Source organism: Stenotrophomonas sp. YJH_SMC_25, assembly GCF_059369595.1.
The window spans coordinates 229,758-254,167 of the sequence record NZ_JCAFSV010000007.1 but is presented as its reverse complement, the minus strand read 5'-3'; the positions used below and the strand labels follow the sequence as shown (position 1 = coordinate 254,167).

The 24,410-nt window shown below is 67.0% G+C and carries 21 protein-coding genes; 15 read left to right on the top strand and 6 right to left on the bottom strand.

Going from position 1 to position 24,410, the window contains the following annotated elements:
* Positions 1–174 precede the first annotated feature (174 nt).
* On the top strand, positions 175–357 hold the full coding sequence (locus AC5P7E_RS11925) for a hypothetical protein (RefSeq protein WP_162792506.1): 183 nt from the start codon (positions 175–177) through the stop codon (positions 355–357).
* Between the two features lie 75 nt (positions 358–432).
* Here AC5P7E_RS11925 and AC5P7E_RS11920 read toward each other — a convergent pair whose 3' ends face one another.
* Complete coding sequence (locus AC5P7E_RS11920) at positions 433–1,176, bottom strand: proteasome-type protease (protein ID WP_114618218.1); 744 nt, start codon at positions 1,174–1,176, stop codon at positions 433–435.
* 91 nt (positions 1,177–1,267) lie between these two features.
* Between AC5P7E_RS11920 and folK the strand changes: the two genes are divergently transcribed.
* On the top strand, positions 1,268–1,753 hold the full coding sequence (gene folK / locus AC5P7E_RS11915; RefSeq protein WP_012481279.1) for a 2-amino-4-hydroxy-6-hydroxymethyldihydropteridine diphosphokinase: 486 nt from the start codon (positions 1,268–1,270) through the stop codon (positions 1,751–1,753).
* Positions 1,754–1,784: 31 nt separating this feature from the next.
* Here the strand turns inward: folK and AC5P7E_RS11910 are convergent, their stop codons facing one another.
* Entirely contained in the window at positions 1,785–2,522 is a 738-nt protein-coding gene (locus tag AC5P7E_RS11910) for a pteridine reductase (RefSeq protein ID WP_005411052.1), read from the bottom strand.
* Between the two features lie 59 nt (positions 2,523–2,581).
* Here AC5P7E_RS11910 and AC5P7E_RS11905 point away from each other — a divergent pair, with 59 nt between their 5' ends.
* Both AC5P7E_RS11905 and AC5P7E_RS11900 read left to right on the top strand, forming a co-directional pair.
* Positions 2,582–3,766, top strand: coding sequence for a class I SAM-dependent methyltransferase (locus tag AC5P7E_RS11905; RefSeq protein WP_005411051.1), 1,185 nt, complete (start codon positions 2,582–2,584; stop codon positions 3,764–3,766).
* Complete coding sequence (locus AC5P7E_RS11900; protein WP_049402429.1) at positions 3,763–4,155, top strand: VanZ family protein; 393 nt, start codon at positions 3,763–3,765, stop codon at positions 4,153–4,155. Before AC5P7E_RS11905 ends, AC5P7E_RS11900 begins: the two co-directional genes overlap by 4 nt.
* A 105-nt stretch (positions 4,156–4,260) precedes the next feature.
* On the opposite strand, the gene AC5P7E_RS11895 is transcribed toward AC5P7E_RS11900, so the two are convergent.
* The 3 genes from AC5P7E_RS11895 to AC5P7E_RS11885 form a co-directional block, all read right to left on the bottom strand.
* A complete protein-coding gene (locus AC5P7E_RS11895; RefSeq protein ID WP_114618217.1) occupies positions 4,261–6,618 on the bottom strand; it encodes a family 20 glycosylhydrolase in 2,358 nt (785 codons plus the stop codon).
* A gap of 111 nt (positions 6,619–6,729) precedes the next feature.
* Positions 6,730–9,438: a TonB-dependent receptor gene (locus AC5P7E_RS11890; RefSeq protein ID WP_005411048.1), complete on the bottom strand. Its 2,709-nt coding sequence runs from the start codon at positions 9,436–9,438 to the stop codon at positions 6,730–6,732.
* 143 nt (positions 9,439–9,581) lie between these two features.
* The gene (locus tag AC5P7E_RS11885; RefSeq protein ID WP_024957032.1) at positions 9,582–10,601 is read right to left on the bottom strand and encodes a glucokinase family protein; all 1,020 of its coding nucleotides are present in this window, start codon (positions 10,599–10,601) and stop codon (positions 9,582–9,584) included.
* A 378-nt stretch (positions 10,602–10,979) separates the two neighbouring features.
* Between AC5P7E_RS11885 and AC5P7E_RS11880 the strand changes: the two genes are divergently transcribed.
* From AC5P7E_RS11880 to AC5P7E_RS11855, 6 genes are all read left to right on the top strand, one after another.
* On the top strand, positions 10,980–12,269 hold the full coding sequence (locus AC5P7E_RS11880) for a sugar MFS transporter (protein ID WP_005411046.1): 1,290 nt from the start codon (positions 10,980–10,982) through the stop codon (positions 12,267–12,269).
* 39 nt (positions 12,270–12,308) lie between these two features.
* Positions 12,309–13,376: a LacI family DNA-binding transcriptional regulator gene (locus AC5P7E_RS11875; protein ID WP_005411045.1), complete on the top strand. Its 1,068-nt coding sequence runs from the start codon at positions 12,309–12,311 to the stop codon at positions 13,374–13,376.
* 7 nt (positions 13,377–13,383) lie between these two features.
* Entirely contained in the window at positions 13,384–14,412 is a 1,029-nt protein-coding gene (locus tag AC5P7E_RS11870) for an SIS domain-containing protein (protein ID WP_049450606.1), read from the top strand.
* Positions 14,412–15,560, top strand: coding sequence for an N-acetylglucosamine-6-phosphate deacetylase (gene nagA, locus AC5P7E_RS11865; RefSeq protein ID WP_062605631.1), 1,149 nt, complete (start codon positions 14,412–14,414; stop codon positions 15,558–15,560). Before AC5P7E_RS11870 ends, nagA begins: the two co-directional genes overlap by 1 nt.
* A complete protein-coding gene (locus AC5P7E_RS11860) occupies positions 15,560–16,627 on the top strand; it encodes an acyltransferase family protein (protein WP_099524299.1) in 1,068 nt (355 codons plus the stop codon). Before nagA ends, AC5P7E_RS11860 begins: the two co-directional genes overlap by 1 nt.
* Before the next feature lie 299 nt (positions 16,628–16,926).
* Entirely contained in the window at positions 16,927–19,956 is a 3,030-nt protein-coding gene (locus AC5P7E_RS11855) for an autotransporter family protein (protein ID WP_114618216.1), read from the top strand.
* A gap of 209 nt (positions 19,957–20,165) precedes the next feature.
* On the opposite strand, the gene AC5P7E_RS11850 is transcribed toward AC5P7E_RS11855, so the two are convergent.
* A complete protein-coding gene (locus tag AC5P7E_RS11850; protein WP_062605636.1) occupies positions 20,166–20,600 on the bottom strand; it encodes a hypothetical protein in 435 nt (144 codons plus the stop codon).
* A gap of 411 nt (positions 20,601–21,011) precedes the next feature.
* On the opposite strand from AC5P7E_RS11850, the gene AC5P7E_RS11845 reads away from it, so the two are divergent.
* From AC5P7E_RS11845 to AC5P7E_RS11825, 5 genes are all read left to right on the top strand, one after another.
* A complete protein-coding gene (locus AC5P7E_RS11845; protein ID WP_114618215.1) occupies positions 21,012–22,049 on the top strand; it encodes a S41 family peptidase in 1,038 nt (345 codons plus the stop codon).
* 3 nt (positions 22,050–22,052) lie between these two features.
* Positions 22,053–22,388: a hypothetical protein gene (locus AC5P7E_RS11840; RefSeq protein WP_005411036.1), complete on the top strand. Its 336-nt coding sequence runs from the start codon at positions 22,053–22,055 to the stop codon at positions 22,386–22,388.
* A 49-nt stretch (positions 22,389–22,437) separates the two neighbouring features.
* Complete coding sequence (locus AC5P7E_RS11835; RefSeq protein ID WP_005411035.1) at positions 22,438–22,872, top strand: SseB family protein; 435 nt, start codon at positions 22,438–22,440, stop codon at positions 22,870–22,872.
* A 137-nt stretch (positions 22,873–23,009) separates the two neighbouring features.
* Positions 23,010–23,963 (top strand): RHS repeat-associated core domain-containing protein, encoded by a 954-nt coding sequence (locus AC5P7E_RS11830; protein ID WP_024957024.1) that lies wholly within the window; start codon positions 23,010–23,012, stop codon positions 23,961–23,963.
* Positions 23,960–24,367 (top strand): hypothetical protein, encoded by a 408-nt coding sequence (locus AC5P7E_RS11825; RefSeq protein WP_024957023.1) that lies wholly within the window; start codon positions 23,960–23,962, stop codon positions 24,365–24,367. Before AC5P7E_RS11830 ends, AC5P7E_RS11825 begins: the two co-directional genes overlap by 4 nt.
* The last annotated feature ends 43 nt before the right edge of the window (positions 24,368–24,410 follow it).

Sequence of the window (24,410 nt, the reverse complement as noted above, 5' to 3'; positions counted from 1 at the left end):
TAGTGCCGGCCGCTGGCCGGCATCCCAGTGTGGTGGAATCAATGCGGTTGCCGGCCAGCGGCCGGCACTACAGCTTGGCAGTTTCCCAGGGGAAGCGTGGCAGGGCGTCCACCGCCTGTTCCAGCCGCTGCAGATGCAGCTGGTCTTCCGCGCGGTGGCCGAAGCGCTGGGCTGATGCCCGGTAGTGCCGGCCGCTGGCCGGCATCCCTGTGGGGTGGGATCAATGCGGTTGCCGGCCAGCGGCCGGCACTACCGCTCGGCAGTTTCCCAGGGGAAACGCGGCAGGGCGCCCATCGCCTGTTCCAGCCGCTGCAGATGCAGCTGGTGTTCCGCGCGGTGGCCGAGGCGCTGGGCTGATGCCGCGGTAGTGCCGGCCGCTGGCCGGCATCCCTGTGTGGTGGGATCAACGCGGTTGCCGGCCAGCGGCCGGCACTACCGGTCCAGGGTCTCCCAGGGGAAGCGTGGCAGGGCGTCCACCGCCTGTTCCAGGCGCCGTGACCAGTTCTGGTGGATGTCCGCATACAACGTTGAATCCGCGCCGAGCCGCAGCTGCTGCCCGATGCGCAGTTCACCATCACGCAGCAGCGCCAGGTCGATCGGCAGGCCTACCGACAGATTGGAGCGAATGGTCGAATCCAGCGACACGATTGCCGTGCGCGCCGCGTCCTCCAGGCGTGTGGCCGGGCTGAGGATGCGGTCCAGGATGGGCTTGCCGTACTTGGACTCACCGATCTGAAGATAGGGCGTCTCCGGCGAAGCGGCGATGGCGTTGCCGAGCGGATAGATCATGTACAGCCCGGGCCGCTCGCCAGCGATCTGGCCACCGAAAATCAGCGTCGCCTGGGTGTTGACCCCGTCATGGCCGTGCTCGCTCTGGCTGCTGTGCACCTGGCTGTCCACCAGCAGCTGGCCGACGTACTCGGCAGCTTCGAACAGATGGGTCATGTCGCGCAGGTTGGGCGTGCGCCGTTCACTGGCGTCGCGCCCCAGGCGTGACACCAGCAGCTGGGTGGTGGCCAGGTTGCCAGCCGCCATCAGCACGTAGGCTGCCTGGCCGGGGAACTCGAACACGTGCAGCTTGCGGTGCACGCGCACATCGTCCAGCGAGGCATTGGTCCGGGTGTCGGCAGCGAAGACCAGGCCTTCGTCCACCTCGATTCCAACGCAATAGGTCATGTCGGTGCCCTATCATGTGCGTCCCGGATTGTAGGCAGGCCGCCGTGACGACGGCATGTCCACGCCCCCCAAGTGCCGTCACCTGAACCGCATGACCACCGTGCTCCTGAGCCTGGGCAGCAACGTCCAGCCCCGCCGCTACCTCCACGCCGCGGTGACGGCCCTGCGCGAGCGCTTTGGCGCACTGCAGGTGTCACCCGCCTACCGTACTGCCGCGGTCGGCTTCGATGGCCCGGCCTTCCTCAACAATGCGGTGGCGATCGAGACCGATCTGCCACTGCAGGAACTGGACGACTGGCTGCATGCGCTGGAAGACGCGCACGGCCGCGATCGCAGCGGGCCGCGCTTCTCCGACCGGACCCTGGACATCGACGTGGTGTTCTACGGCGACCTGGTGGTGGAAGGCCCCGGCCACCTGCGCATTCCGCGCCCGGAACTGAAGCATGCTTTCGTGCTGAAGCCGCTGGCGGACATCGCGCCGGGCTTCATCGACCCGGTCAGCGGGCAGGACCTGGCCACGCTGTGGCGGGCGCACGCGCAGTTTGGCGAAGCGTTCGAGGTGGTGGACCTGGAATGACGGCGGTTGCCGGCCAGCGGCCGGCACTACCTCAACTGACCGTGCGCCCACCATCCACGCGCAGGGTGTGGCCGGTGACGAAGCTGGCTTCGGCCACCAGCCAGTAGACCGCTTCGGCGATCTCCTCGACCGTGCCGATCCGCGCCAGTGGCGTGCGCGCCAGCAGTGCCTCGCGGGCGAAATCGTCCTTGCCCTGTTCCGGCCACAGGATCGCCCCCGGCGCGACCGCATTGACCCGCACCTTCGGTGCCAGCTCCAATGCCAGCGCGCGGGTGGCCATCTCCAGCGCGGCCTTGGCCATGGTGTAGGCGATGTGGTCGCGCATCGGGTCGGTGCCGTGCAGGTCGGTCAGGTTGACGATGCAGCCCTGCTGGCGGCGCAGGTAGGGCGCCGCCGCCTGTGACAGCAGCAGTGGCGCGCGCGCGTTGACCGCGTACAGCTCGTCCATTGCCTCGGCGGTGACCTGGCCGAGCGGGGTGGGGAAGAAGTTGGAGGCGTTGTTGACCAGCGCGTCCAGTCGGCCGAAGTGGGTGACGGCCTGTTCCACCAGGTCGGCCAGGGCGTCGGCGTCACGCAGGTCGGCCTGCAGGGCCAGCACGCTGCCCGGGCGCACATTGTCGAAATCGAACGCGGCCTGCTGCAGCTCGGCGCTGGAGGTATTGGCGTGCAGCACCACCGACCAGCCACAGGCGTGGAACTGGCGGGCGATGGCCGCACCGATCCGGCGCGCGCTGCCGGTGATCAGGACCACGGGGTGGGTATCGCTCATCGAGGGTCCTCCAAGGCTCGGCTATCCTGTGCACCATTGTCACCGCATTCGAAGACGCCATGCAGCCCACCTTCCCCCTGCCCGAAGCCGATGCCCTGGCCCATAGCGACCAGCTGGCGGCCGCCCTGCGCGCCGAGATCCTTGCGCAGGGCGGGGCGATGCCGTTCTCGCGCTTCATGGAGCTCTGCCTGTATACCCCCGGCTGGGGCTATTACAGCGCCGGCGCCAGCAAGTTCGGTGGCAGTGGCGACTTCACCACCGCGCCCGAGCTCGGCAGCCTGTTCGCCGGCAGCGTGGCCAATGCGCTGGCGCCGGTATTTGCACAGCTGGGGGCGCAGGCGCGGATGCTGGAACTGGGCGGCGGTACCGGCGCCTTTGCCGAGGCGGTGCTGCTGCGCCTGGCCGAGCTGGATGCGCTGCCGTCGCGCTACGCCATCCTGGAACCCAGTGCCGACCTGCGCGAGCGCCAGCAGCAGCGCCTGCAGCAGAACCTGCCGGCCGAGCTGGCCGCGCGCGTGGACTGGGTCGACCGCCCGTTCGAGGAGGACTGGGAAGGGGTGGTGTTCGCCAACGAGGTGATCGACGCGCTGCCGACCCCGCGCTTCCTGATCCGGGATGGCGAGGTCTACGAGGAAACCGTCGAGCTGGACGCCGAGGGCAACTTCATCCGTGGCGCGCAGCCGGCCGACATCCTGCTCAACGGTGCGGTGCGCCATATCGAGCGCTACCTGGAAAAGCCTTTCGCCGAGGGCTACCGTTCCGAAGTGCTGCCGCAGCTGCCGTACTGGCTGCAGGCGGTGGCCGGTGGCATGCAGCGTGGTGCGATGCTGTTTGTCGACTACGGCTACAGCCGCGGCGAGTTCTACCAGCACGACCGCGACGATGGCACCGTGCGTGCGTTCTACCGCCACCATGTGCACAACGACGTGCACCGCTGGCCGGGGTTGCAGGACATCACCGCGTCGGTGGATTTCACCGCGATGGCCGAGGCCGGCATGCACGGCGGATTCGAGCTGGCCGGCTACTGCAGCCAGGCCAGCTTCCTGCTCGGCAACGGCCTGGACCAGGTGCTGCTGCTGGCCGAGGAACGCACCGATGAGGTCGGCCGCATCCAGCTGCGCGACCAGGTGAAGAAGCTGACCCTGCCGACCGAGATGGGCGAGCGCTTCCAGGCCATCGGCCTGCAGCGTGGCGTCGACTTCGAACCGGCCTTCGAGCTGGGTGACCTGAGCTGGCGCCTGTGAGCGAGGTGTTGCCGGCGATCAAGCCGCTGCGGCGGCCGCGGTTGTGGGCCGGGCTGTGGGCGGCGGCAGTACTGCTGGTGATCGTGGTCTGCCTGATTCCACCGCCGCCGATTCCGTTGCCGGAAAACAGCGACAAGGGCGAGCACTTCCTCGCCTACTTCATCCTGGCCGGCAGCGCGGTGCAGCTGTTCCGTCGGGGCCGCCCGCTGCTGTGGGTGGGCGTGGGCCTGGTGTTGATGGGCATCGGCATCGAATTTGCCCAGGGTGCGCTGACCAGCAACCGCATGGCCGACCCGATGGATGCCATCGCCAACACGGTCGGTGTGCTCGCCGGCATGGCCACCGCACTGACCCCGCTGCGCGACCTGCTGCTGCGCTGGCGCGGGTAAAGGCGTGCCAACCCAGGTTGGCACCTACCCGTAGATCCACGCCATGCGTGGATGCTCTGCCCGAGGTGCCGACCAAGGCCGGCACCCACCTGGACAGGCCTGCCGTCATTTCCCCAGGGTCACCTCATCCAGCACCCACATCGCCGGGCGCGTGTCGCCGGTGAAGTTGATGCACAGGTCACCGCTGCCCTGCGTGCCCTTCGGCAGCGTGGCCTTCAGCGTCACGAAGCCATCGGCATCCGGCGTGGCCGGCAGCGGTACTTCCGCGAGCACCTTGCCGCTGCAGTCGCCACGGCGTACCTGCATCTCGCCATGCGCGCGCTTCGCTTTCTCGAAGCGACGCTTGGGCTCGTCGTGGGCCAGCTGGAAGTAGTACGGAATGCGACCCGCGCGGACCTCCACGCTGCCGATGCCGTCCAGCTGTGCCTGCGGCCAGCGCCAGCACGGCTGGAAGATGTCCACGTTGAACACCGCACGGTTGCCTTCGCGTGGGCCATCGTCTTCCAGGCGCAGCACCAGGCCCTTCTTGCCCACGCAGCTGAGCAGCTCATCGCTGCGGCGGCTGAGCAGCGACTGTGCGGTGAAGGTGGCAATGGTCGGTTTCGCCGCCAGCATCTGGCCCTGGTAGAACGCGGCAGCCTGCACGGTGGTTGGCAGTTTTCCGGTCAGCGGCTGCTGGTACAGCGGTGACTGCGCGCTCACCGGCTGGCCATCGGTGCTGTAGCGCACTTCATAGCCCAGCGGATTGGCCAGCGACACCGTCACCGTGTTGTCCGCGCGATTGTCGGTGTAGTCCACGCCCACTTCGAACGGAGTCTGCGCATAGGCCAGGCCCCAGGCATGGTAGCGCTGCAGCTGGGACGGCAGGCGCGCGAGGAAATCGCGGAAATCGCGATGTTCCGGCGTGCTCCAGCCGGTCTCGGCCACGGCGGCCAGGCGTGGGAACAGGTTGTGCTGCAGGCGTGCGTAGCTGCGCGTGTGCTCGGTGAACATGTTGGCCTGCAGGCCGAGGATGTGCCCGCGCTTGTCAGCGGCCAGCTCGGCCGGCACCGGCTCGAAGTTGTACAGCTTGCCGAGGTTGACCTGGGTCGGGCGGCCGGGCGGTTCGTTCGGCGAGGCCGTCTGCAGGTAATCCAGATAGAGGTAGCCGACCGGCGACATGATCACGTCATGGCCGGCGCTGGCCGCAGCCAGACCGCCTTCGGTGCCCTGCCAGGACATCACCGTGGCCTGCGGCGGCAGCCCACCTTCGAGGATCTCATCCCAGCCGATCAGGCGCCGGTCGTGCTCCTCCAGGAAGGTCTCCAGGCGCTTGATGATGTGGCTCTGCATGGCCATTTCATCCTTGATGCCCAGCGCACGCATGCGCTGCTGCACCTGCTTCGACGCTTCCCACTGGTCCTTCACCGCCTCGTCGCCACCGACGTGCACGTACTTGGCCGGGAACAGGTCGATCACTTCTTCCAGCACGTTCTCGAGGAAGGTGACGGTGCTGTCTTCAGTGTTGAACAGGTTGGGGAACACGCCCCATTCACTGATCGGTTTCAACGGCGTATTGATGGTGCCCAGCTCCGGATACGCAGCAATCGCGGCAGTCGCGTGGCCCGGCACATCGATTTCCGGAATCACCTGGATATGCAGCTTCGCCGCATAGGCAATCACTTCGCGGATCTGGTCCTGCGTGTAGAAGCCGCAATACGGATGCTCCTCGCCAGTGACCGGATCGATGCCACCGTCGCCGGCCGGCAGGCGGCAGCTGCCCACGTCGGTCAGCTTCGGGTAGCGCTTGATCTCCATGCGCCAGCCCTGGTCGTCGGTGAGGTGCCAGTGGAAGGTGTTGAGCTTGTGCGCGGCCATCGCGTCGAGCACGCGCTTGATCTCGTCCAGGCTCTGGAAGTGACGTGCGGAATCGAGCATGAAACCGCGCCAGCTGAAGCGCGGCGCGTCCTGGATCTGCACCGCCGGCAGCACGCCATTGCTGCCGCCGGTGGCGAGCTGGGCGAGGGTGGTCGCGCCGTAGAACAGGCCGGTTTCGTTGCCGGCCTGGATCAGCACGCCCTGCGCGGTGCTCTCCAGCGTGTAGCTTTCGCCGCTGTCGCGGAAGGTGGGCACGATCTGGAAGCGGATGCTGCCCGACATGCCTGCCGCCTTGCCGCTGGCTGGTGCAAGGCGCGGACCACCGCTGCGGGCCAGCAGATCGGCGAACTGGCTGGCGACGCGCTGCGCGGCTTCGCCTTCGGCCTGCAGCACGGTGTCGGCGCGGACGGTGATGCCGCTGCCCTGGCCGCGCTGCACGCTGGCCGGGGCGGGAATCAGCATCAGGCTGTCGGCGCGCAGCAGGGGGCCGGGTGCTTCAGTGGCGGGTGTGGGGTCGGCGGCAAGTGCCGGCAGTGCCGGCAACAGGGCGAGCAGGCTGCCCAGCAGCACTGCGCTGCGCATCCGGGCGCGGGAAGGCTTGACCATCGGTACGACTCCTTGGAACGGTGCGACGAACGCTATACATGAAAAACGCCGGGCCCGGAATGACCCAGGCCCGGCGTGCGTGCACGACTCGGCGATGTTGCCGCCGCTGGATCAGTACTTGAAGCGGAAGTTGAGGTAGTACTGGCGACCGTTGCTGTAGAACGAGGTCGGGATGGCCGCGGTCTGGTAGTACTTGTAGGTCGGGTTGTTGAGGTTGAGCGCATCGAAGCTGATGCTCAGCCAGTCGGTGGCCTTGTAGCTCAGCGACGCCGACAGGGTGCCGAAGTCATCCTGGTAGTACGGGTTGGCGCCGGACAGGCCGATCAGGAACGACGAACGGCGGGTGTAGCTGACGCGTGCACCGAAGGTATCGTTCTCGAAGTAGGCACCGACGTTGTAGGTGTTCTTCGAAGTACCCAGCAGGTTGTCGCTGCCATCGGCCCAGGTGTGGTCGGTGCTGCCATCGGCGTAGGTGTAGTTGGCATTGACACCGAAGTACTCGCCGATCGGCTGCTCATAGGCCACTTCGATACCGCGCACCTTGCCGTCGGCATTGCGCGGGCGGGAGATGTTGTACTCCTCGAGACGGTTGGTCAGCTCGCTGAACAGCATTTCCTTCTCGGTGCTGAAGGCGACGTAGTCCTTCAGGCGCATCGAGTAGGCACCGATCGACAACATGCCGCGCGGCATGAAGTACCACTCCAGGTTGGCGTCGAAGTTGGTCGACACCACCGGCTTCAACTTCGGATTGCCGCCACCGCCGGTCCGGTTCAGGTCCGAACCGTAGGACGAGGCACCCAGTGCCGAGAAGTCCGGCAGGGTCTGGGTCTGCGATGCGGCCACGCGCAGCACCAGGTCGTCACGCAGGTCGTACTTGAAGTTGGCGCTCGGCAGCACACGGTTGTGCTTGTTCTCGAAAGCTTCGCGGGTCCACGCGCCGAACAGGCTGCTCACGTCCGGCACGGTCGAGCCGGTGGCGGCGGCGTAGGTATCGATATCCTGCTTGATGTTGACGTAGCGCAGGCCGACGTTGCCGCTCCAGCGGTCGCCGCTGAAGTTGCCCTGTACGTAGGCAGCAAAGTTCTTCTCGGACACCTTCCACTCGGCGCCGTAGTTGTGGCGGCCGGTCGGGCCGTCATTGCCGGACAGCCAGGTGGAGTTGTTGGTCACTGCTTCCTTCAGTGCGCCCGGGGTGAAGTACCACAGGTCACGCGGGAAGCTGCCACCGATGCCGTTGGCGAAGCCACCGGGGAAGTTGGCAGTGGCGCCGTTCTTCAGCGCATTCCAGATCGCGCCCGGGGTTGCGCCTTCCGGCGACTTGGCCTCGCGCTTGTGGTCGCCGAAGCGGGCGCCGAAATCAATCGAGTTCAGTACGCCAGCGTCGGCGAAGTACTGGTTGAAATCGAGCGTGGCCCACTTTTCCTTGTCGATCGCGGTGACCTGCTGGTTGCCCCAGGTACCGAAGTCGGTCACGCCGCTCGGGCCGATGTTGCCACCGACGTTCCAGTCGATCGGCGAGCCGTTGCCGTGGGTTGCCCAGGTGGCGCCGCCACCACGGGCCAGGTTGACTTCGGCGATGTACTGGCGCGGCGTTTCGCCGGTGCCCTTGGTGCTGCCAGCCTGGAATTTCATGCCCAGGTTGTCGCTGATCTGCCAGTCGGCATCGAAGGTGATGTAGTTGGTCTTGGCCTTCGACTCGCGGTAGATCATGTCGTACACCGCGTAGTCGCGGTCGGCCTGGCCGGCGAAGGTGGCGTTGGACAGTACGCCATCCTTGATGACGTAACCCGGATTCGGGGCCTGGCCCGGAATCAGGATCTTGTTGCCATTGGCATCTTCAACGGTGCGGTCGTTGAGGATGCGGCCACCCCACAGCATGAAGTTGCGGTTGTAGTTGTTCGCCTTCAGTTCCGAGCTGAAGCCTTCCAGGCCCAGGGTCAGGTTGTCCATCGGCTTGAACTGCAGCGACACCAGGCCGCCCTTGCGCTCGCGGGTCTGTTCGAACAGGGTCGAGCCGAGCAGGCCCGGCGCGTATACGCCGGCCAGGTCCGGGTTGGACTTGGCCACGGTGCCATTCGGATCGATCTGGAAGAAACCGCCCGGGATTTCCTGCGCTTCGCGGCGCAGCTCGCGCTTCTGGCTGAAGGCCTGCACCATCACGCCGAAGTTGCCTTCGTCGTTCTTGTAGTTGAACAGTGCCGACAGCTGCGGGTCGTTGGACTTGGCCTGGTCCGAACGCACCATGCCGATGGAGCCTTCCGCAGTGAGCTGCTTGGAGAATTCCAGCGGCTTGCGGGTGAGGATGTTGACGGTACCGGTGGTGCCGCCGTCCTGCAGCTTGGCCTGCGAGGACTTGTTCACTTCCACCGAGCGCACCAGTTCCGATGGCAGCAACGAGTAGCTGACGCTGCGGCCGACGTTGTTGCCCTGGCTGAGCACGAACCAGTCGGCGGTGCCGACGGTGTGGCCGTTGATCAGGGTCTGGGTCAGGCTCGGGCTGGTACCACGCAGGCTGACGCGGTCGGCTTCGTCGAAGCCGCCTTCGTCGGCGCTGGACGAGCTGATGTTCACGCCCGGCAGGCGCTGCAGGGTGTCGGCGACGTTGTGCGCGGGCAGCTTGCCCACGTCTTCGGCGGTGACCACTTCCACGCGCGCATTGGCTTCGCGCTTGGTGTCCAGCGATTTTTCCATCGACCCACGGATGCCGGTGACCTGCACGGTATCCAGGTCGGTGGCGGTCTGGGCGGCCTGCTGCGCATGTGCACTGAAGGCGATGCAGCTGACGATGGCGGCCGAAAGCAGGGTCTTGCGGGTGTTCATGATGTCTCTCCTCATCACTCGATTGGATGCCGGCGGCGGTGTTCGATTACGGTTGCGATGACATGCGCGGGGCGGCGGCGAAGTCCCGTGCGTTGGCGTGCCACGTACTGCGTGCTGCGATTGCGTTGAAGCCTGTTGCGGTGTCAGGCGGCCGACTGCTGCTGCAGGTACCAGCTGGCAGCGCCGACCACGCCCAGCTGGCCGTGCTCGACGACCTTCACCGGGATGCGTGCCAGCGCTTCGCCCATCGGCCCCTTCTGCAGGTAGCGTTCGACGAAGGTGCTGGCGTGCAGGTATTCGCGGATCTGCGGCAGGATGCCGCCGGCCAGGTAGACGCCACCATGGGCGCCGTAGAACAGCGCCATGTCGCCGATGGTGCTGCCGAGCAGGCCGCAGAACACATCCAGCGCCTGGCGCGCATGTGCATCGCTGTCGGCCATGGCCGCAGCGGTGACCGCGTCGGGGCTGGCCAGGGTCGGCGCCTGGCCCTGCAGTGCGCACACCGCGCGGTACAGGTTCATCAGGCCCGGGCCGGAGATCGCATGCTCGATCGACACGTGCGCGCGGTCGCGCTGCATGTGGCGGACGATGGCCATCTCCAGTTCGGTGCTGGCGGCCAGGGTCGGTTGGCCGGCTTCGGTCGGGAGCACCACCGGGCCGTGCGCGGTGGGGATCCACAGCGCGGCGCCGAGGCCGGTACCGGGGCCGACCACCAGGGTCGGGCCGCGGGCGGCGGTTTCCGGTCCGCACAGGTGCAGCACGCCACTGGCGTCAACCTGCGCAGCGGCATAGGCCACGGCTTCGAAGTCGTTGACGATGAAGACCCGCTGCAGGCCGACGTCGGCTTCCACCTGGCGCGCCGACAGCGGCCACGGCAGGTTGGCGGTGATCACCGTGCCGTCCTCGCGGGCGTAGCCGGCACTGGCGACCACGCAGTGCGTGGGCCGCGGGCCTTCGCCGAGGAAGTCGGACAGGATCGCGCTGAGGCCTGCATGGTCGGCGTTGCGGTACTTGCGGTACTCCAGCACCTGCACCGGATGGGCGGCATCACCGCTGGCCTGGACCCGGGCCACACGCACATGGGTGCCACCGACGTCGGCGGCCAGGAACGAGGGCGCGATTCGGGACAGGACATGGGCCGGGGCGGGGTGGCTGGCGGTCACGCGGGCTCCTGCTGCAGGTGGGGCCGTCCCCAAGGCTCGAGGGCGGCGATTGGGGCGGAGTCTGTAACCGCGCTGACAACGATGTCAACGAGTTCGTGACACTTTCGTTGCTGCGTCGCAACGAATGCGGCGTGCAGTAAACGTTTACATGGCGTGAGCATGGGTTTCACGCTGGAGCCGTTGCTGCACGGGGCTCAAGGGCTGCGGCGCATTCAGCACGATCCGCTGCCATCGGGTTGCGCAGTGCAGCACGAGGTTCACGCGGCCTCGCGGGGAAGTTGACAAACCGCGGTTGTCCATCGAAAGAATGTGACAACGTTGTTCCCAGCCACTCTCCGACGCCGCGTTCTGCGGCCGTCGCCGCAGGAGCCCTTCCCGATGTCCGCCGTCTCCGCTGCAAGCGTGCGCCCGAACGTGGCCACCTCCATCGCCATCGTCGGCGTGCTGTTCTTCCTGATCGGCTTCTTCACCTGGCTCAACGGCCCGCTGATCACCTTCGTCAAGCTCGCCTTCGAACTCAGCGAGGTCGGCGCCTTCCTGGTGCTGATGGTGTTCTACCTGTCCTACTTCTTCCTGGCCCTGCCGTCATCGTGGATCCTGCGCCGCACCGGCATGAAGAAGGGCCTGAGCCTGAGCCTGCTGGTGATGGCCGGGGGCGCCGCGCTGTTCGGCGAATTCGCCACCCAGCGCTGGTATCCGGGCGCGCTCGGCGGCCTGTTCGTGATCGGCAGCGGCCTGGCCCTGCTGCAGACCGCGATCAACCCCTACATCTCCATCCTTGGGCCCATCGAGACGGCGGCACGCCGCATCGCGTTGATGGGCATCTGCAACAAGATCGCCGGCATGCTCGCGCCGGTGCTGATCGGTACCGTGGTGCTGCATGGCATCGGTGATCTGTCGGCCACGGTGGCCGCTGCCGATGAAGCGACCAAGGCGCAGCTGCTCAACGAATTCGCCGCCAAGATCCATGTGCCGTACCTGGCCATGGCCGGCCTGCTGGTGCTGCTGGCGGTGGCCGTGCTGTTCTCGCCGCTGCCGGAAATCAAGTCGTCCGAAGCCAATGCCACGCCGGTTGCGGCCGGTGCCGCCGAGCGTCGCAGCATCTTCCAGTTCCCGCATCTGTGGCTGGGCGTGCTGTGCCTGTTCGTCTACGTGGGCGTGGAGGTGATGGCCGGCGATGCCATCGGTACCTACGGCCACGGCTTCGACCTGCCGCTGGACCAGACCAAGATGTTCACCTCGCTTACCCTGGGCGCAATGCTGGTCGGTTACGTGGTCGGCCTGCTGCTGATCCCCAAGGTTGTCTCGCAGTCGCGCTACCTGACCATTTCGGCGGTGCTGGGCGTGGTGTTCTGTCTTGGCGCCTGGGCCACCCACGGCTACGTGTCGGTGGCTTTCGTGGCCCTGCTGGGTTTTGCCAACGCCATGATGTGGCCGGCGATCTTCCCGCTGGCGATCCGTGGCCTGGGCCGCTTCACCGAGACCGGTTCGGCGCTGCTGGTGATGGGCATTGCCGGTGGCGCGATCATTCCGCAGCTGTTCGCCGTGCTCAAGCAGCACATCGACTTCCAGCTGGTGTTCGTTCTGCTGATGGTGCCGTGCTACCTGTACATCCTGTTCTATTCGGTGATCGGGCATCGCGCCGGCCTGCCGCAGGACAAGGCCTGATCGGCGATGATGGACGGCAGCCAACCCCAGGGAAAACCCATGCGCAGAGCGACCATCAAGGACGTTGCGGAGAAAGCCAAGGTCTCGCTGAAGACGGTCTCGCGCGTGATCAACAACGAGCCCTCGGTGATGCAGGCCACCCGCGCGCGGGTGCTGCGTGCCATCGCCGAGCTGGACTACGAGCCCGATCCGTCCGCGCGCAACCTGCGCAGCGGCACCACCTTCGTGATCGGGCTGGTCTACGACAACCCGAACCCATACCACATCATCGGCGTGCAGAACGGCGTGCTCGCCGCCTGCCGCGAGACCGGGTTCGGGCTGCAGATCCATCCCTGCGATTCCAGCTCGCCGCTGCTGGCCGATGAACTGGCCGACTGGGTGCAGCGTTCGCGCCTGGCCGGGCTGGTGCTGACCGCACCGATGTCCGAGCGCCGCGACCTGATCCAGGCGCTGACCGCGCGCGGCATCAAGCTGGTGCGCATCATCGCCGCCACCGAAGACCCGGCCGATGGCGCATGTGTGTTCGTGGACGACCGCGAGGCCGCCTACGAGATCACCGAGCACCTGATCCAGCTGGGCCACCAGCGCATCGGCTTCCTCTGGGGCGGCAGCTCGCACCGCTCCTCTGGCGAACGCTATGCCGGTTACGAAGCCGCGCTGAAGGACTACGGCATGACCGTGGACAAGCATCTGGTGGTGCAGGGCGACTACACCTTCGACGATGGTTTCCGCGGCGCGCGCCGCCTGCTGGCGCTGCGCGAGCCGCCCACCGCCATCTTCGGTTCCAACGACGAAATCGCCGCCGGCGTACTGGCCGCCGCCAAGTCGGCCGGCATGAACGTGCCCTACGACCTGTCCATTGCCGGGTTCGAGGACAGCCCGTTCTCGCGCCAGTCGTGGCCGCCGCTGACCACCGCCAAGCAGGCCACCGAGGACATCGCCCGCCACGCCGCGCGCCTGCTGATCGCGCAACTGCGCAGCGATGCCTACGACGATGCGCCGGCGCCGCTGCACAACCAGGGCTTCGTGCCGCAGCTGGTGGTGCGTGGTTCGACCGCGCCGATGCGCCCCGCCGGCGCACGCCCCCTTCCTTCCGATCCTGCCTGAGCCTGCCATGTCGCTGTCAGACCCCACGTCCACCCTGATGTTCGCCGAGGCCGCTGAAGCGGCCGACGTGGTCGCGCGCCAGTTCTCGCGCAACCACGCCACCATGGAAACCCTGGCCGCCAGCCTGCGTGCTGAACCGCCGCCGTTCGTGGTCACCTGTGCACGCGGCAGCTCCGACCACGCCGCCACCTATGGCAAGTATCTGCTGGAAACCCAGCTGGGCCTGGTGGTCGCGTCGGCCTCGCCATCGGTGGGGTCGGTCTACGCCGCACCATTGCAGCTGCGCGGCGCACTGTTCATCGTCATCTCGCAGTCGGGCAAGAGCCCGGACCTGCTGCGCAACGCCGAGGCCGCCAAGGCGGCCGGTGCGCGCGTGATCGCGCTGGTCAACGTCGAGGATTCACCGCTGGCGCAGCTGGCCGATACGGTCATTCCGCTCCACGCGGGTGCCGAAAAGAGCGTGGCGGCGACCAAGAGCTACCTGGCGTCGCTGGCCGCGCTGCTGCAGCTGGCCGCGTACTGGAAGCAGGACAGCAGCCTGCGCGCTGCGCTGGACCTGCTGCCCGACGCGTTGCGTGAGGCGTGGCAGTGCGACTGGAGCGCGGTGACCGAAGGCCTGGTCGAGGCCACCAACCTGTTCGTGCTCGGCCGTGGCCTGGGCCTGGGGGCGGCGCAGGAAGCGGCGCTGAAGTTCAAGGAAACCTGCAGCCTGCATGCCGAAGCCTACAGCTCGGCTGAAGTGAAGCACGGCCCGATGGCGCTGGTCGACCGCGGCTTCCCGGTGCTGGCCTTTGCCCAGCCGGATGAAACCGGCGCCGGCACCCGTGCCGTCGTCGAGGAATTCACCGCGCGTGGCGCACAGGTATGGATGGCCGGTGCTGGCGGCAACCTGCCGGTGGCTGCTGCGCCGCACCCGCTGTGCGCACCGCTGCTGACCGTGCAGAGCTTCTACCGCGCGATCAATGCGCTGGCGCTGCGTCGTGGCTTCAACCCGGACCTGCCGCCGCACCTGAACAAGGTGACGGAGACCGTGTAATGGCGACCGTCCTGCGCAATGCCCGCATCCTGGCGGGCGACGACTTCCGTGATGATCTGGCGCTGGTGATCGAGAACGGTCGCATCAGCGCGCTGTTGCCCGACGCCGCACCGCAGCTCGGCCATGCCGCCGAGCAGGTGGACCTGGGTGGCGGCTGGCTGCTGCCCGGCTTCATCGATGTGCAGGTCAATGGTGGCGGTGGTGCACTGTTCAACAACACGCCGGACGTGGCGGCACTGCGCACCATCGCGCAGGCGCACCGCCGTTTCGGCACCACGGCGATGCTGCCGACACTGATCAGTGATGACGTGGCAGTGATGCGCGAAGCGATCGCTGCGATGCGCGAGGCGATCACGCAGGGTGTACCAGGCGTGATCGGCATCCACCTGGAAGGCCCGTACATCGCACCGGCGCGCAAGGGCACGCACGATGCCAGCAAGTTCCGCGTACCGGACGAAGGAGAAATCGCGCTGGCGGCATCGCTGGACAACGGTGTGACCGTGCTGACGCTGGCGCCGGAGCGCGTGCCGCTGGAGACCATCCGTGCGCTGGTCGAGCGTGGCGTGATCGTTGCCGCCGGGCACACCGCAGGTACCTACGAAGAGATCCGTGCCGGCCTGGATGCCGGTGTGCGTGGCTTCACCCACCTGTACAACGCGATGTCGCCGCTGCAGGGCCGTGAGCCCGGTGCGGTGGGCGCCGCATTGGAGGACCGCGACAGCTGGATCGGCATCATCGTTGATGGCGTTCACGTGCACCCCGCCAGCCTGCGCGTGGCGCTGGCGGCCAAGCCGCGAGGCCGCCTGCTGCTGGTGACCGATGCGATGCCGCCGGTCGGTGCCGACGATCCCAGCTACGTGCTGTACGGCGAAACCATTACCGCCGTCGACGGCGTGGTGCGCAATGCTGCCGGTTCGCTGGCCGGCTCGGCGCTGGACATGGCCACCGCGGTGCGCAACACCGTGCAGCTGCTTGGCCAGCCGCTGGCCGAAGCGGCGCGCATGGCATCGACGTACCCAGCGCAGTTCCTCAATGTCGATGATCGCCTGGGCCACATCGCCGAGGGCTACCAGGCCGACCTGGTGCTGCTGGACGACGCCCTGCAGGTGCGTGGTACCTGGATTGCCGGACAGTACGAGGCCGCCTGATGAACAGTTCGCCGCCACGCCGGCTGGGCTCGATCGATGCCCTGCGCGGCATCACCGTGGCGGCGATGCTGCTGGTCAACAATCCGGGCGACTGGAGTGCGGTGTTCGCGCCGCTGCGTCACTCGGAATGGCATGGCTGCACGCCCACCGACCTGGTGTTCCCGTTCTTCCTGTTCCTGGTGGGCGTGTCGATGGCCTTCAGCGTGGCACCGCGCGCGCAGGATGCGGCGGCGCGACCCGCGTTGGCGCGCGGCGTGCTGGAGCGCGCGCTGCGCATCCTGATGGCCGGTGCGCTGCTGCACCTGCTGATCTGGTGGGCACTGGATACGCATCACTTCCGCATCTGGGGCGTGCTGCAACGCATCGCGGTGTGTGCGGGGTTGGTGGGCGTACTGGCGGTCTACGCGCGACCACGCGTGCAGGTGGGCGCTTTGATCGCGCTGCTGGTGGGGTACACCGTGTTGCTGCTGGGCAGCGGCGACCTGGCGCCGTGGACCAACCCGGCCAGCCGCCTGGATACCGCGCTGTTCGCACCGTGGATCTACCAGTGGCATGCCGATACCGGACTGGGCCATGACCCGGAAGGATTGCTGAGCACGCTGGGGGCGCTGGCCAGTACCGTGCTCGGCCTGCTTGCCGGTGGCCTGCTGCGCAACGGGCGTTCGGCGGCATTGGCAGGGCTGGGCGTGGCGACCGCTGTGCTGGGCCTGCTGCTGGCCGTGGTTCTGCCGTTGAACAAGCAGCTGTGGACGCCCAGCTACGTGCTGTGGACCGGCGGCCTGGCCGCGCTGGCGCTGTGGCTGGGCCACGTGCTGATCGACCAGAAGGGTTGGCCGGCACTCGGCCGGCGCTTCGGGGTCAATGCGATCACCGCGTACCTGGGGGCATCGGTGATGTCGGTGGTGCTGATGGCCACCGGGATCTGGGGGTGGATCTGGCAGCAGCTGGCCACCGCGATGCCGCAGGCGCTGGAGCTGGCGTCGATGCTGCAGGCGCTGGTGTTCGTCGCACTGTGGTGGGGCGTGGCGTGGTGGCTGGATAAGCGGAAGATCTACCTGAAGATCTGACCCCATCCGCCAACGGCATCCACGCATGACGTAGATTGACCAGGTGCCATGAGCGAATCGATTGGCGATGCAGGATCAGTAGATCCACGCCATGCATGGGTGCTTTGCGCGTGATTCCGGATGCCGGAAAAAATGAACGATTTCAGCCACATCACATCGGCGTGAGGGCTGGGCGATTTCACATCTGAACTGTGATTTCCCGCACGCAAGTTCACCTATCGAAATGGTTCACCACACGGCAGACTGCAAGCGCCGTGCCGCACATACGCAGTTCCTGATTGCCCGCCCAGGAGTGCCCCATGTACCGTGCCGTTCCGCGTGCGTTCCGTCCGCGCCGCCTTGCTGTTTCCGTGTTGCAGGCCCTCGCCGTTCCCTCCCTGCTTCTGACGACCGCCAGCGTTGCCTGGGCCGGCTGCAACAGCCCGGCACCGACTGCCGGCCAGACGGTCACCTGTGATACCAACGCGCCGAATCCGCAGACCACTCCCGTTACCGCAAATGGTGCGGCCGGCATCACCGTCAATGTCGCCGCCGGTGCACAGCTGCAGCAGAGTGGTGGTGGATCGGCCATCGCGCTGGTCGGCGCCGGTGGTCACCTGCTGTCAAACCAGGGCGCGATCAGTTCGGTCGGCGGTGTAACCGTGCAGCTTGGGGGTGGCAGCCGCGTCGACAACACCGGCAGCATCAGCACCGGCAACAACACCGCCCTGCAGTTCGTCGGTGCGGGCGACAGCGTGCTGGTCAATCGAGGAACGATCAGCGGGCGCACCGGCGTACAGTTCGATGCGGGCAATGATCGCCTCGAGATGCAGAGCGGCAGCATCAGCGGCGGCATCCTGCAGGGCGATGGAAACGATGTGCTGCTGCTCAGCGATGGCACGATCGACAGCGTCGACCAGGGCGGCGGCGATGACCAGATGACCGTCACCGGCGGCGCCGTCACCGGCGTGGTGGCGCAGGGCAGTGGCCGCGATGATTTCATCATGAGTGGCGGCACGATAGGCGCGCTGCAGCAGGGCGACAACATCGATACCTTCCGCATGAGCGGTGGCCGCATCATCGGCGCGTTCGAAGATGGCGACCAGGCCTGGATGACCGCTGGCCGCATCGGCCGCGTCAACATGAAGCTGGACAAGAACCTGTGGGACCAGTCTGGCGGTACGGTGGACGGCAACGTGGTGACCGGCTTCGACACCGATACCATCATCATCTCGGGCACGGCCTACATCGGCGGCAACATCAGTGTCAGTGGCGGCAACGACAGCGTGACCATCACCGACGGCACCGTGCGCGGGCAGGTGCTGCTCAGTACCGGCAGCGACACCTTCAACTGGAGTGGCGGTGGCATCGTCTACGGCGCGATCGACATGGGGCCGGACAACGACGTGGCCAACCTCAGCAGCCTCAACCAGGGCAACCTCGGTGCGGTGCCGCTGTTCGACGGCGGCAGTGGCATCGACCAGCTCAACTTCAACAACGTCAAGACCACGGGCGTGGGCCGCTTCCAGAACTGGGAGGCGATCAGCCTGGCCAACAGCACCGAGCTGACCTTTGATGGCGATCTGGTGCTGGGTGACAGCAGTACCGGCACCGGAACGCTCACGGTGGATGACACGAGCACCGTCTATGCAGGCAGTGGCGGCCATGCCATCCGTCCGTTCAACAGTGGTGCACTGGTGGAGATGGTCAATGCCGGGCGCATCGACCTGACCGGTACTGGCGCCGGCAACGTGTTCACCGTGCGTGGCAACTACCGCGGTGACGGTGGTGGTCTGTACCTGCGCACCGTTCTGGGGGCGGATAATTCAACCAGCGACCGCCTGGTGATCGATGGTGGTGCCGTCACCGGCACGACCGGCATCGGCGTGCTCAATGCCGGCGGCAGCGGCGCTGCCACGTTGGCCGATGGCATCCTGGTGGTGCAGGCCTTGAATGGTGGCCGCACCGCGCCGGGTGCGTTCTCGCTGTTCGCGCCGGTGGCGGCTGGCGCCTACGAGTACTTCCTGTTCAAGGGGGGTGTCAGTGCCGGTACCAGCGAGAACTGGTACCTGCGCTCGACCCTGGTGGCCGGCCCGGCACCAGCGCCAAACGGGAGCGGTATCAATGGCGTGCCGCCGCCGCCGACGCCACCTGTCGCACCACCGCCACCGATCACCCCGGCACCGCCGCCGCCGCCCGAAGGCGCCCCCGATCCAGACCTGACAGCCGGCGAGACCGCACCACCGCCGCCGCCACCGGAACCGGCGCCTGTGGCGCCGCCCAGTGATCCAGCGGTACCGGACGTGCCGGTGGCCGGCGGTGCGCTGCCCGGAACCGGTGCGCCGCCGACGCCGGGCGCACGCCCCGCCGAAGGCGCGGTGGTGCCGCTGTACCGCGTGGAGACTGCTGCCTATGCCGTGGTGCCGCCGCTGCTGCGCGAGACCTCGCTGGCCAGCCTGGGTACCTTCCACGAGCGGCAGGGCGAGCAGCGCCTGCTGTACAGCCAGGGTGCGTTCCGCACCGCCTGGGGCCGTCTGGTGGGGCAGAGCAGCGAGATCCACTGGAAGGGCGATTCGCAGCCCGGCTTCGATGGCGATGTGATGGGCCTGCAGGCCGGCCTCGACGTGTGGGCTGCTGCTTCTGACAACCACCGCAACCAGATCGGCGTGTTCGTCGGCCGCACCCGCGCGCAGGGCAAGACCACCGGCCTGGCACTGGGCTGGGAGAACGTGCAGGTAGGCCAGAACCGCCTGGACGACAAGCACGTGGGCCTGTACTGGACCTTCACCGACAGCAGTGGCGGCTACATCGACGCCGTGGCGATGCAGAGCCGCTACGACGGCCGCGTGCGTTCCTCGCGCGGGCTCGGCTTCGGGATCAAGGGTGATGGCACCAGCGTGTCGGTGGAGGCGGGCAAACCGCTGCTGCACTTCGGTCAGTCCGCATGGTGGCTGGAACCGCAGGTGCAGGTGATCTGGCAACGCACCTCGCTGGACGACCGCCGCGATGCGGTGTCGAGCGTACGCTTCGACAACGACAACGCCTGGACCGGCCGCGTCGGCCTGCGCCTTGCCGGCGACTATCAGCTGGCCGACAACGGCTGGCAGCCGTACTTCAAGCTCAACTACTGGCACGGCCGTTCCGGCGAAGACCGTATCCGCTTCGACGATGACGTGATCTTCAATTCGCAGCGCTCGCGTGCACTCGAAGCCGGTGTCGGCGCGGTAGGGCGCTTCAACCGCACCATCAGCGCGTACGCGGTGGCCGACTACACCCGTGAACTGGGTGGCGACCGCAACGAGAAGCGCCGCATCATCGAAGGCAACATCGGCCTGCGCGCGGACTGGTAGCGCGCGGTACGGGTGTCATGACCCGCTCTGGTGGGTGTCGGCCTTGGTCGACACAGGGCCAATCGACGCCATGATCCGCTCTGGTGGGTGCCGACCTTGGTCGGCACGATGCTTTCCACTGCCATGACCTGCTCTGGTAGGTGCCGACCTTGGTCGGCACGAATCCCACCGATGCCATGACCTCCGCGCAGCCCAGCAACGGCTCGGCTCTACAGCAGCGGTGCGCACGCATCCGTTTCCACCAGCGCGCCGGCATGATCGGCCAACACCACCATTGCATGCAGCAGGCCTTCCTCCACCTGCGGCGGACACTGCGCCTGCGCATCGTCCGTCTCGCGCGCAGACTGTGCAGCCAGCAGTACCCCGCCGCACGCAGACAACGCCGCCAGGCAACGCGTCGCCTCGGCCAGTTCCCGACCGCGCCCCTCGCTGAGTTGCCGCTCGCGCCACGCCTGGCCGTCGGCTGCGTGGCTGTGAGCGATGCCGCGCAACCGCGCGAAGAATGCGGAGGGCGGCGCCTGTTCGTTGGCTTCGGCGAGTGCATCTTCCAACGCTTCGGCGGCGGTAGTGGGCAGCTGCAGGCCGGGCAGTGCAGCGCCGAGCAATGCCTGCAGGCGTGGATAGGTGGGGTGGGGCGTGTTCATGGCGGCAACCTCACGAGGCAAGGCCACCTGCGGCGTGCAAGGTGGCGGGCGGTGCGGGTTGGCGTGCCGGTCAAAATCGAAACGAAAAAAAGCCGACGGATCACGAGGATCCCCACGCACCGCCCGCCATGGGCAAGCCGGTGCATTGTCGCGATTGCCGCTGAGGCGGCAACTCGATCGTTTCGATGTTTGATTCAGGACGCCAATCCCGGCCAGCGCAGGAGGCGCCGACGGAGGCAACCTTCTCGCGTTCTACGTGGCAATGACATGGGCAAAGTTGCAATTTACTGATCGCGTGCACGCTGTCTTGCTGCAACCCGCAGCGGGGCCAGATACGACAGTTCGCGCATGGCGAAAGCCATCACCTGCGGGCTATGCTGTGCGCCTGCCTCAACGACAAGGAAACGTCACATGCAGGTTCGCAAGGGAGTGCGTCGCATCGGCGCGCTGATGCTCGTGTTGCTGGCGACCGGCGCCATGGCCGATACGCCAGGCGCGGTCGAGGTGCCCTCGCCGGTGGCCCAGGCCGAGATCCTCAATCTGCTTGAACGCCAGGCGCTGTATCGGGATCGGGTGGACTGGGCCGCCACCCGCGTACGCCTGCAATCGGCGCAGGGCGACCCGGCGCAACGGCTGGCCGTTCTGCGCGAAGCCATTGCGGTCAGCACGGGCAATCATGGCGGATGGACGACGACCCAGCGCCAGAGCGAATCCCTTGCGCGCGCGCAGCAGGCCGGCGCCGCCGCCGTGGACCGGGCCAAGGCGGCCGATGCGGTGGATATGCGCATCGGCTGGGTGGTCATCGAGGGTTATGCCTCCACGCCGGGCGCGACGCCGCAGGAAAAGTTCCGCCAGGACATCCAGCGTGCCGCGCGGTGGCAGCAGGTCATCCGCAGCAAGGACGACGGCGCGCGCTGTGGCTGGATCGTCGACCTGCGTGACAACAGCGGTGGCAACATGTGGCCGATGCTGCTGGGCATGGCACCGCTGCTGCGCACCTCGGTAGTGAACAACGAAGATGTGGGGTCGTTCGAAACTGCACAGGGGCCGGAGCGCTGGACGTTGACCGCGACCGCCGTGCAGCGTGCAGGAAAGTCGGTGCTGGACTTCGGCCAGTCCGACTATGTGCTGCGGCAGCCCGGCGCGCCGGTGGCGGTGCTGTTCGGGCCGCGCACCGGCAGTTCGGGCGAGGCCTCGGTGCTGGCGTGGCGTGGTCGTCCGCAGACGCGGAGTTTCGGTCAGCCGACTGCGGGTGTCTCCACTGGCAATGTCGTGCAGACGCTTGCCGATGGCAGTCGCCTGCTGCTGACCACCACCGTGATGCGCGACCGCAATGATCGTGGTGATGGCTTGAAGATCGAGCCCGACCAGCGTATCGAGGGTGATGCCGCCACTTTGGCCGCCGCCCAAGCCTGGCTGCTGGCCCAGCCCGCCTGCCAGGCGCGCTGACCCATGATCCTGATCGGCCAGCAGGAGCGGGTTGTGGTGGTCGGCCCGACCGAAGCCCACCACTGCCTGCGCTGCCAGACGGAAACCGAGTTCGCGCCCCGGCTGCGCTACAGGATGGCGCGCATCGACCTGCTGTTCGGTTTCACCTACCAGCGTCGCTACGAGCTGGCCTGCACCCGGTGCGAGCACGGCTGGGTGCTGGATACCGAGACCATGGACCAGCAGCTGGGCGGGGTGCCGATCCCGTGGCGGCACCGCTTCGGCCTGCCGTTGATGCTGGTGGGCGTGGCCGGGCTGGCCGCGCTGGGCTGGCTGTGGCGGCATGGATTCCTCGGTTGAGGAGCGGGCCTGCTAAAGTCTGCCCTGCAACCACGTACCGGAACCGACCATGGACCACGACACCCCGTTCGAACCCCTCAACGACCTCGAGGTGCGCCTGCTGCAGGCCCAGGACGGCACGCTGACCGCATCGCAGTTCCTCGATGGCCTGCTGACCTCGACGGCGTTTGTGCTGCTGGACAAGGCCATCGGCGAAGACGGTGCCTGGGACGAGAGCATCTCCCCGCTGGTGCTGACCAGCGAGAGCGGCGAGCCGATGTTCGCGGTGTTCACTGCGCCTGAGCGCGCTGGCCTGTGGCATGAGCAGCTGCCGCAGTTCGCCCACGCCATGCCGATCGCGGTGCACGCGCTGCTGGCCGGGATCGGCGACGGCGTCGGCCTGGTGCTGAACCCCGGCCTGGACGTGGGCATGGAGATGATTCCCGATGCCGTGGCCCAGCTGAAGCAGCGCGCCGCGGCGATCACCCGCGGCATGGCGCACTGAGCCAGGAACCACGTTCGGCAAGGGGCGCATGTGGCTGCAATGCTCTGCACGAAACGGGCAGGGCAGGCGAGCGGCAGGGAAAGTGGGCACGCGCGGACCCAGGGGGCATCCCCCGCTCATGGGGGAGGCAGTTCAGGATGGACCTGCTGGAGAACGGAATGGTGGCTTCGAAGCTGCGGCTGGCGTTGTTCGCATCGACTTCACTGATGTACAGCGCCATTGCCGGCGCACAGGTCGTCACCTACGTCCATACCGACGCCCTCGGGTCGGTTGTCGCTGAAACCAACGGGGCGGGCGCCGTCATCACACGCTATGACTACGAACCCTACGGAGCCGCGATCGGTGAAGGGGTGGCCGATGGTCCTGGCTATACAGGGCATGTAAGCGACGCGGCTACTGGGTTGAGCTACATGCAGCAGCGGTACATGGACCCACAGCTGGGAGTATTCCTGTCGGTGGACCCGGTGACGGCATATGGACAGCCGGTTGGGCAGTTCAACCGCTACCACTACGCCAACGGAAATCCCTACCGGTTCACGGATCCGGATGGACGATGCCCGGAAGGGGCCGGCCGGTCCACGTGCATCGATGCCAGGCGTTTCGACCAGAGCCGATCAAGTGGCCTGGACATCCAGCTTTCGGCGCAGACGGAGAAGACCGCTCTGGCCAACACCGATTCGGTGAGAGTCGGTAGTGGCAACCGGGAGAAGGCTGTCACCATCGAGGCAAGCAGCAACGGTACCGAGTCGATCCGGGTGGATCCATCAATGGCGACGTCCTCGGATGCGTCCGGGTTCTATGCGGAACTGACGCCGACCGCCGATACCGTGGCTGTGATGCACGGCCATCTGGAGCAGAGTGGCCTGGTGGATCGGCTGACGCCAGGAGATTCGGGTCCCCTCGTGAGCCCGGGGGTTCCCAACATCACGGTGGACAGCACGGGTTCGCGGGTCGGTGTGCGTGAGCTGGTCGACGGCAAGGTGCAATTCCGGATGATTCAGGGCCGCATGACGCCGACCGAGCAGCGGCTCATCCAGCAGAACATCACCAAGCAGCAGGAGCTGTTCTACCTACCAGGAAGTGGGCGATGAAGTGGTTCCTGCCTGGCGTCTTCCTGTTGTTCGCAACCGTGGCCGGGTGTGCAACTTCCGGGCAGGCACCTTCCTCCAACCCGGCGGCGCTGCTGCCAAGCAAGGCCATCAAGGGAAGCGCGGAGCTGGATGGGTCTCAGGTGGAACTTCGCGGCTACCTGGTGGCACAGTTCGAGGATCGTGGCATCTGGGACAGCAAAGCGGAGTACCGCCGGTACAACAGTGAAGCAAGCTGTGTGTCGCTTTTGATCCCCAAGCGCATGATTGACCAGGTTGAACGACGCTCTGGTGCCTACGCGACCATCAGGGGGAAACTGATCGGGGACCTGCGATCCCGAGGGACCGTGCTGCTGGGTGGATGCAATGTCGTGGCAATTGAAGTCCAGGAGTTGGGTGAGAACTGACTCCTGTGGCGGCAACCTGGGGTTGCCGGCCAGCGGCCGGCAC

Coding starts and splice junctions, on each gene's coding strand:
- AC5P7E_RS11925 (WP_162792506.1), top strand. CDS start 175: ATGCCCGGTAGTGCCGGCCGCTGGCCGGCATCCCTGTGGGGTGGGATC.
- AC5P7E_RS11920 (WP_114618218.1), bottom strand. CDS start 1,176: ATGACCTATTGCGTTGGAATCGAGGTGGACGAAGGCCTGGTCTTCGCT.
- folK (WP_012481279.1), top strand. CDS start 1,268: ATGACCACCGTGCTCCTGAGCCTGGGCAGCAACGTCCAGCCCCGCCGC.
- AC5P7E_RS11910 (WP_005411052.1), bottom strand. CDS start 2,522: ATGAGCGATACCCACCCCGTGGTCCTGATCACCGGCAGCGCGCGCCGG.
- AC5P7E_RS11905 (WP_005411051.1), top strand. CDS start 2,582: ATGCAGCCCACCTTCCCCCTGCCCGAAGCCGATGCCCTGGCCCATAGC.
- AC5P7E_RS11895 (WP_114618217.1), bottom strand. CDS start 6,618: ATGGTCAAGCCTTCCCGCGCCCGGATGCGCAGCGCAGTGCTGCTGGGC.
- AC5P7E_RS11890 (WP_005411048.1), bottom strand. CDS start 9,438: ATGAACACCCGCAAGACCCTGCTTTCGGCCGCCATCGTCAGCTGCATC.
- AC5P7E_RS11880 (WP_005411046.1), top strand. CDS start 10,980: ATGTCCGCCGTCTCCGCTGCAAGCGTGCGCCCGAACGTGGCCACCTCC.
- AC5P7E_RS11875 (WP_005411045.1), top strand. CDS start 12,309: ATGCGCAGAGCGACCATCAAGGACGTTGCGGAGAAAGCCAAGGTCTCG.
- AC5P7E_RS11870 (WP_049450606.1), top strand. CDS start 13,384: ATGTCGCTGTCAGACCCCACGTCCACCCTGATGTTCGCCGAGGCCGCT.
- nagA (WP_062605631.1), top strand. CDS start 14,412: ATGGCGACCGTCCTGCGCAATGCCCGCATCCTGGCGGGCGACGACTTC.
- AC5P7E_RS11860 (WP_099524299.1), top strand. CDS start 15,560: ATGAACAGTTCGCCGCCACGCCGGCTGGGCTCGATCGATGCCCTGCGC.
- AC5P7E_RS11855 (WP_114618216.1), top strand. CDS start 16,927: ATGTACCGTGCCGTTCCGCGTGCGTTCCGTCCGCGCCGCCTTGCTGTT.
- AC5P7E_RS11850 (WP_062605636.1), bottom strand. CDS start 20,600: ATGAACACGCCCCACCCCACCTATCCACGCCTGCAGGCATTGCTCGGC.
- AC5P7E_RS11845 (WP_114618215.1), top strand. CDS start 21,012: ATGCAGGTTCGCAAGGGAGTGCGTCGCATCGGCGCGCTGATGCTCGTG.
- AC5P7E_RS11840 (WP_005411036.1), top strand. CDS start 22,053: ATGATCCTGATCGGCCAGCAGGAGCGGGTTGTGGTGGTCGGCCCGACC.
- AC5P7E_RS11835 (WP_005411035.1), top strand. CDS start 22,438: ATGGACCACGACACCCCGTTCGAACCCCTCAACGACCTCGAGGTGCGC.
- AC5P7E_RS11830 (WP_024957024.1), top strand. CDS start 23,010: ATGGACCTGCTGGAGAACGGAATGGTGGCTTCGAAGCTGCGGCTGGCG.
- AC5P7E_RS11825 (WP_024957023.1), top strand. CDS start 23,960: ATGAAGTGGTTCCTGCCTGGCGTCTTCCTGTTGTTCGCAACCGTGGCC.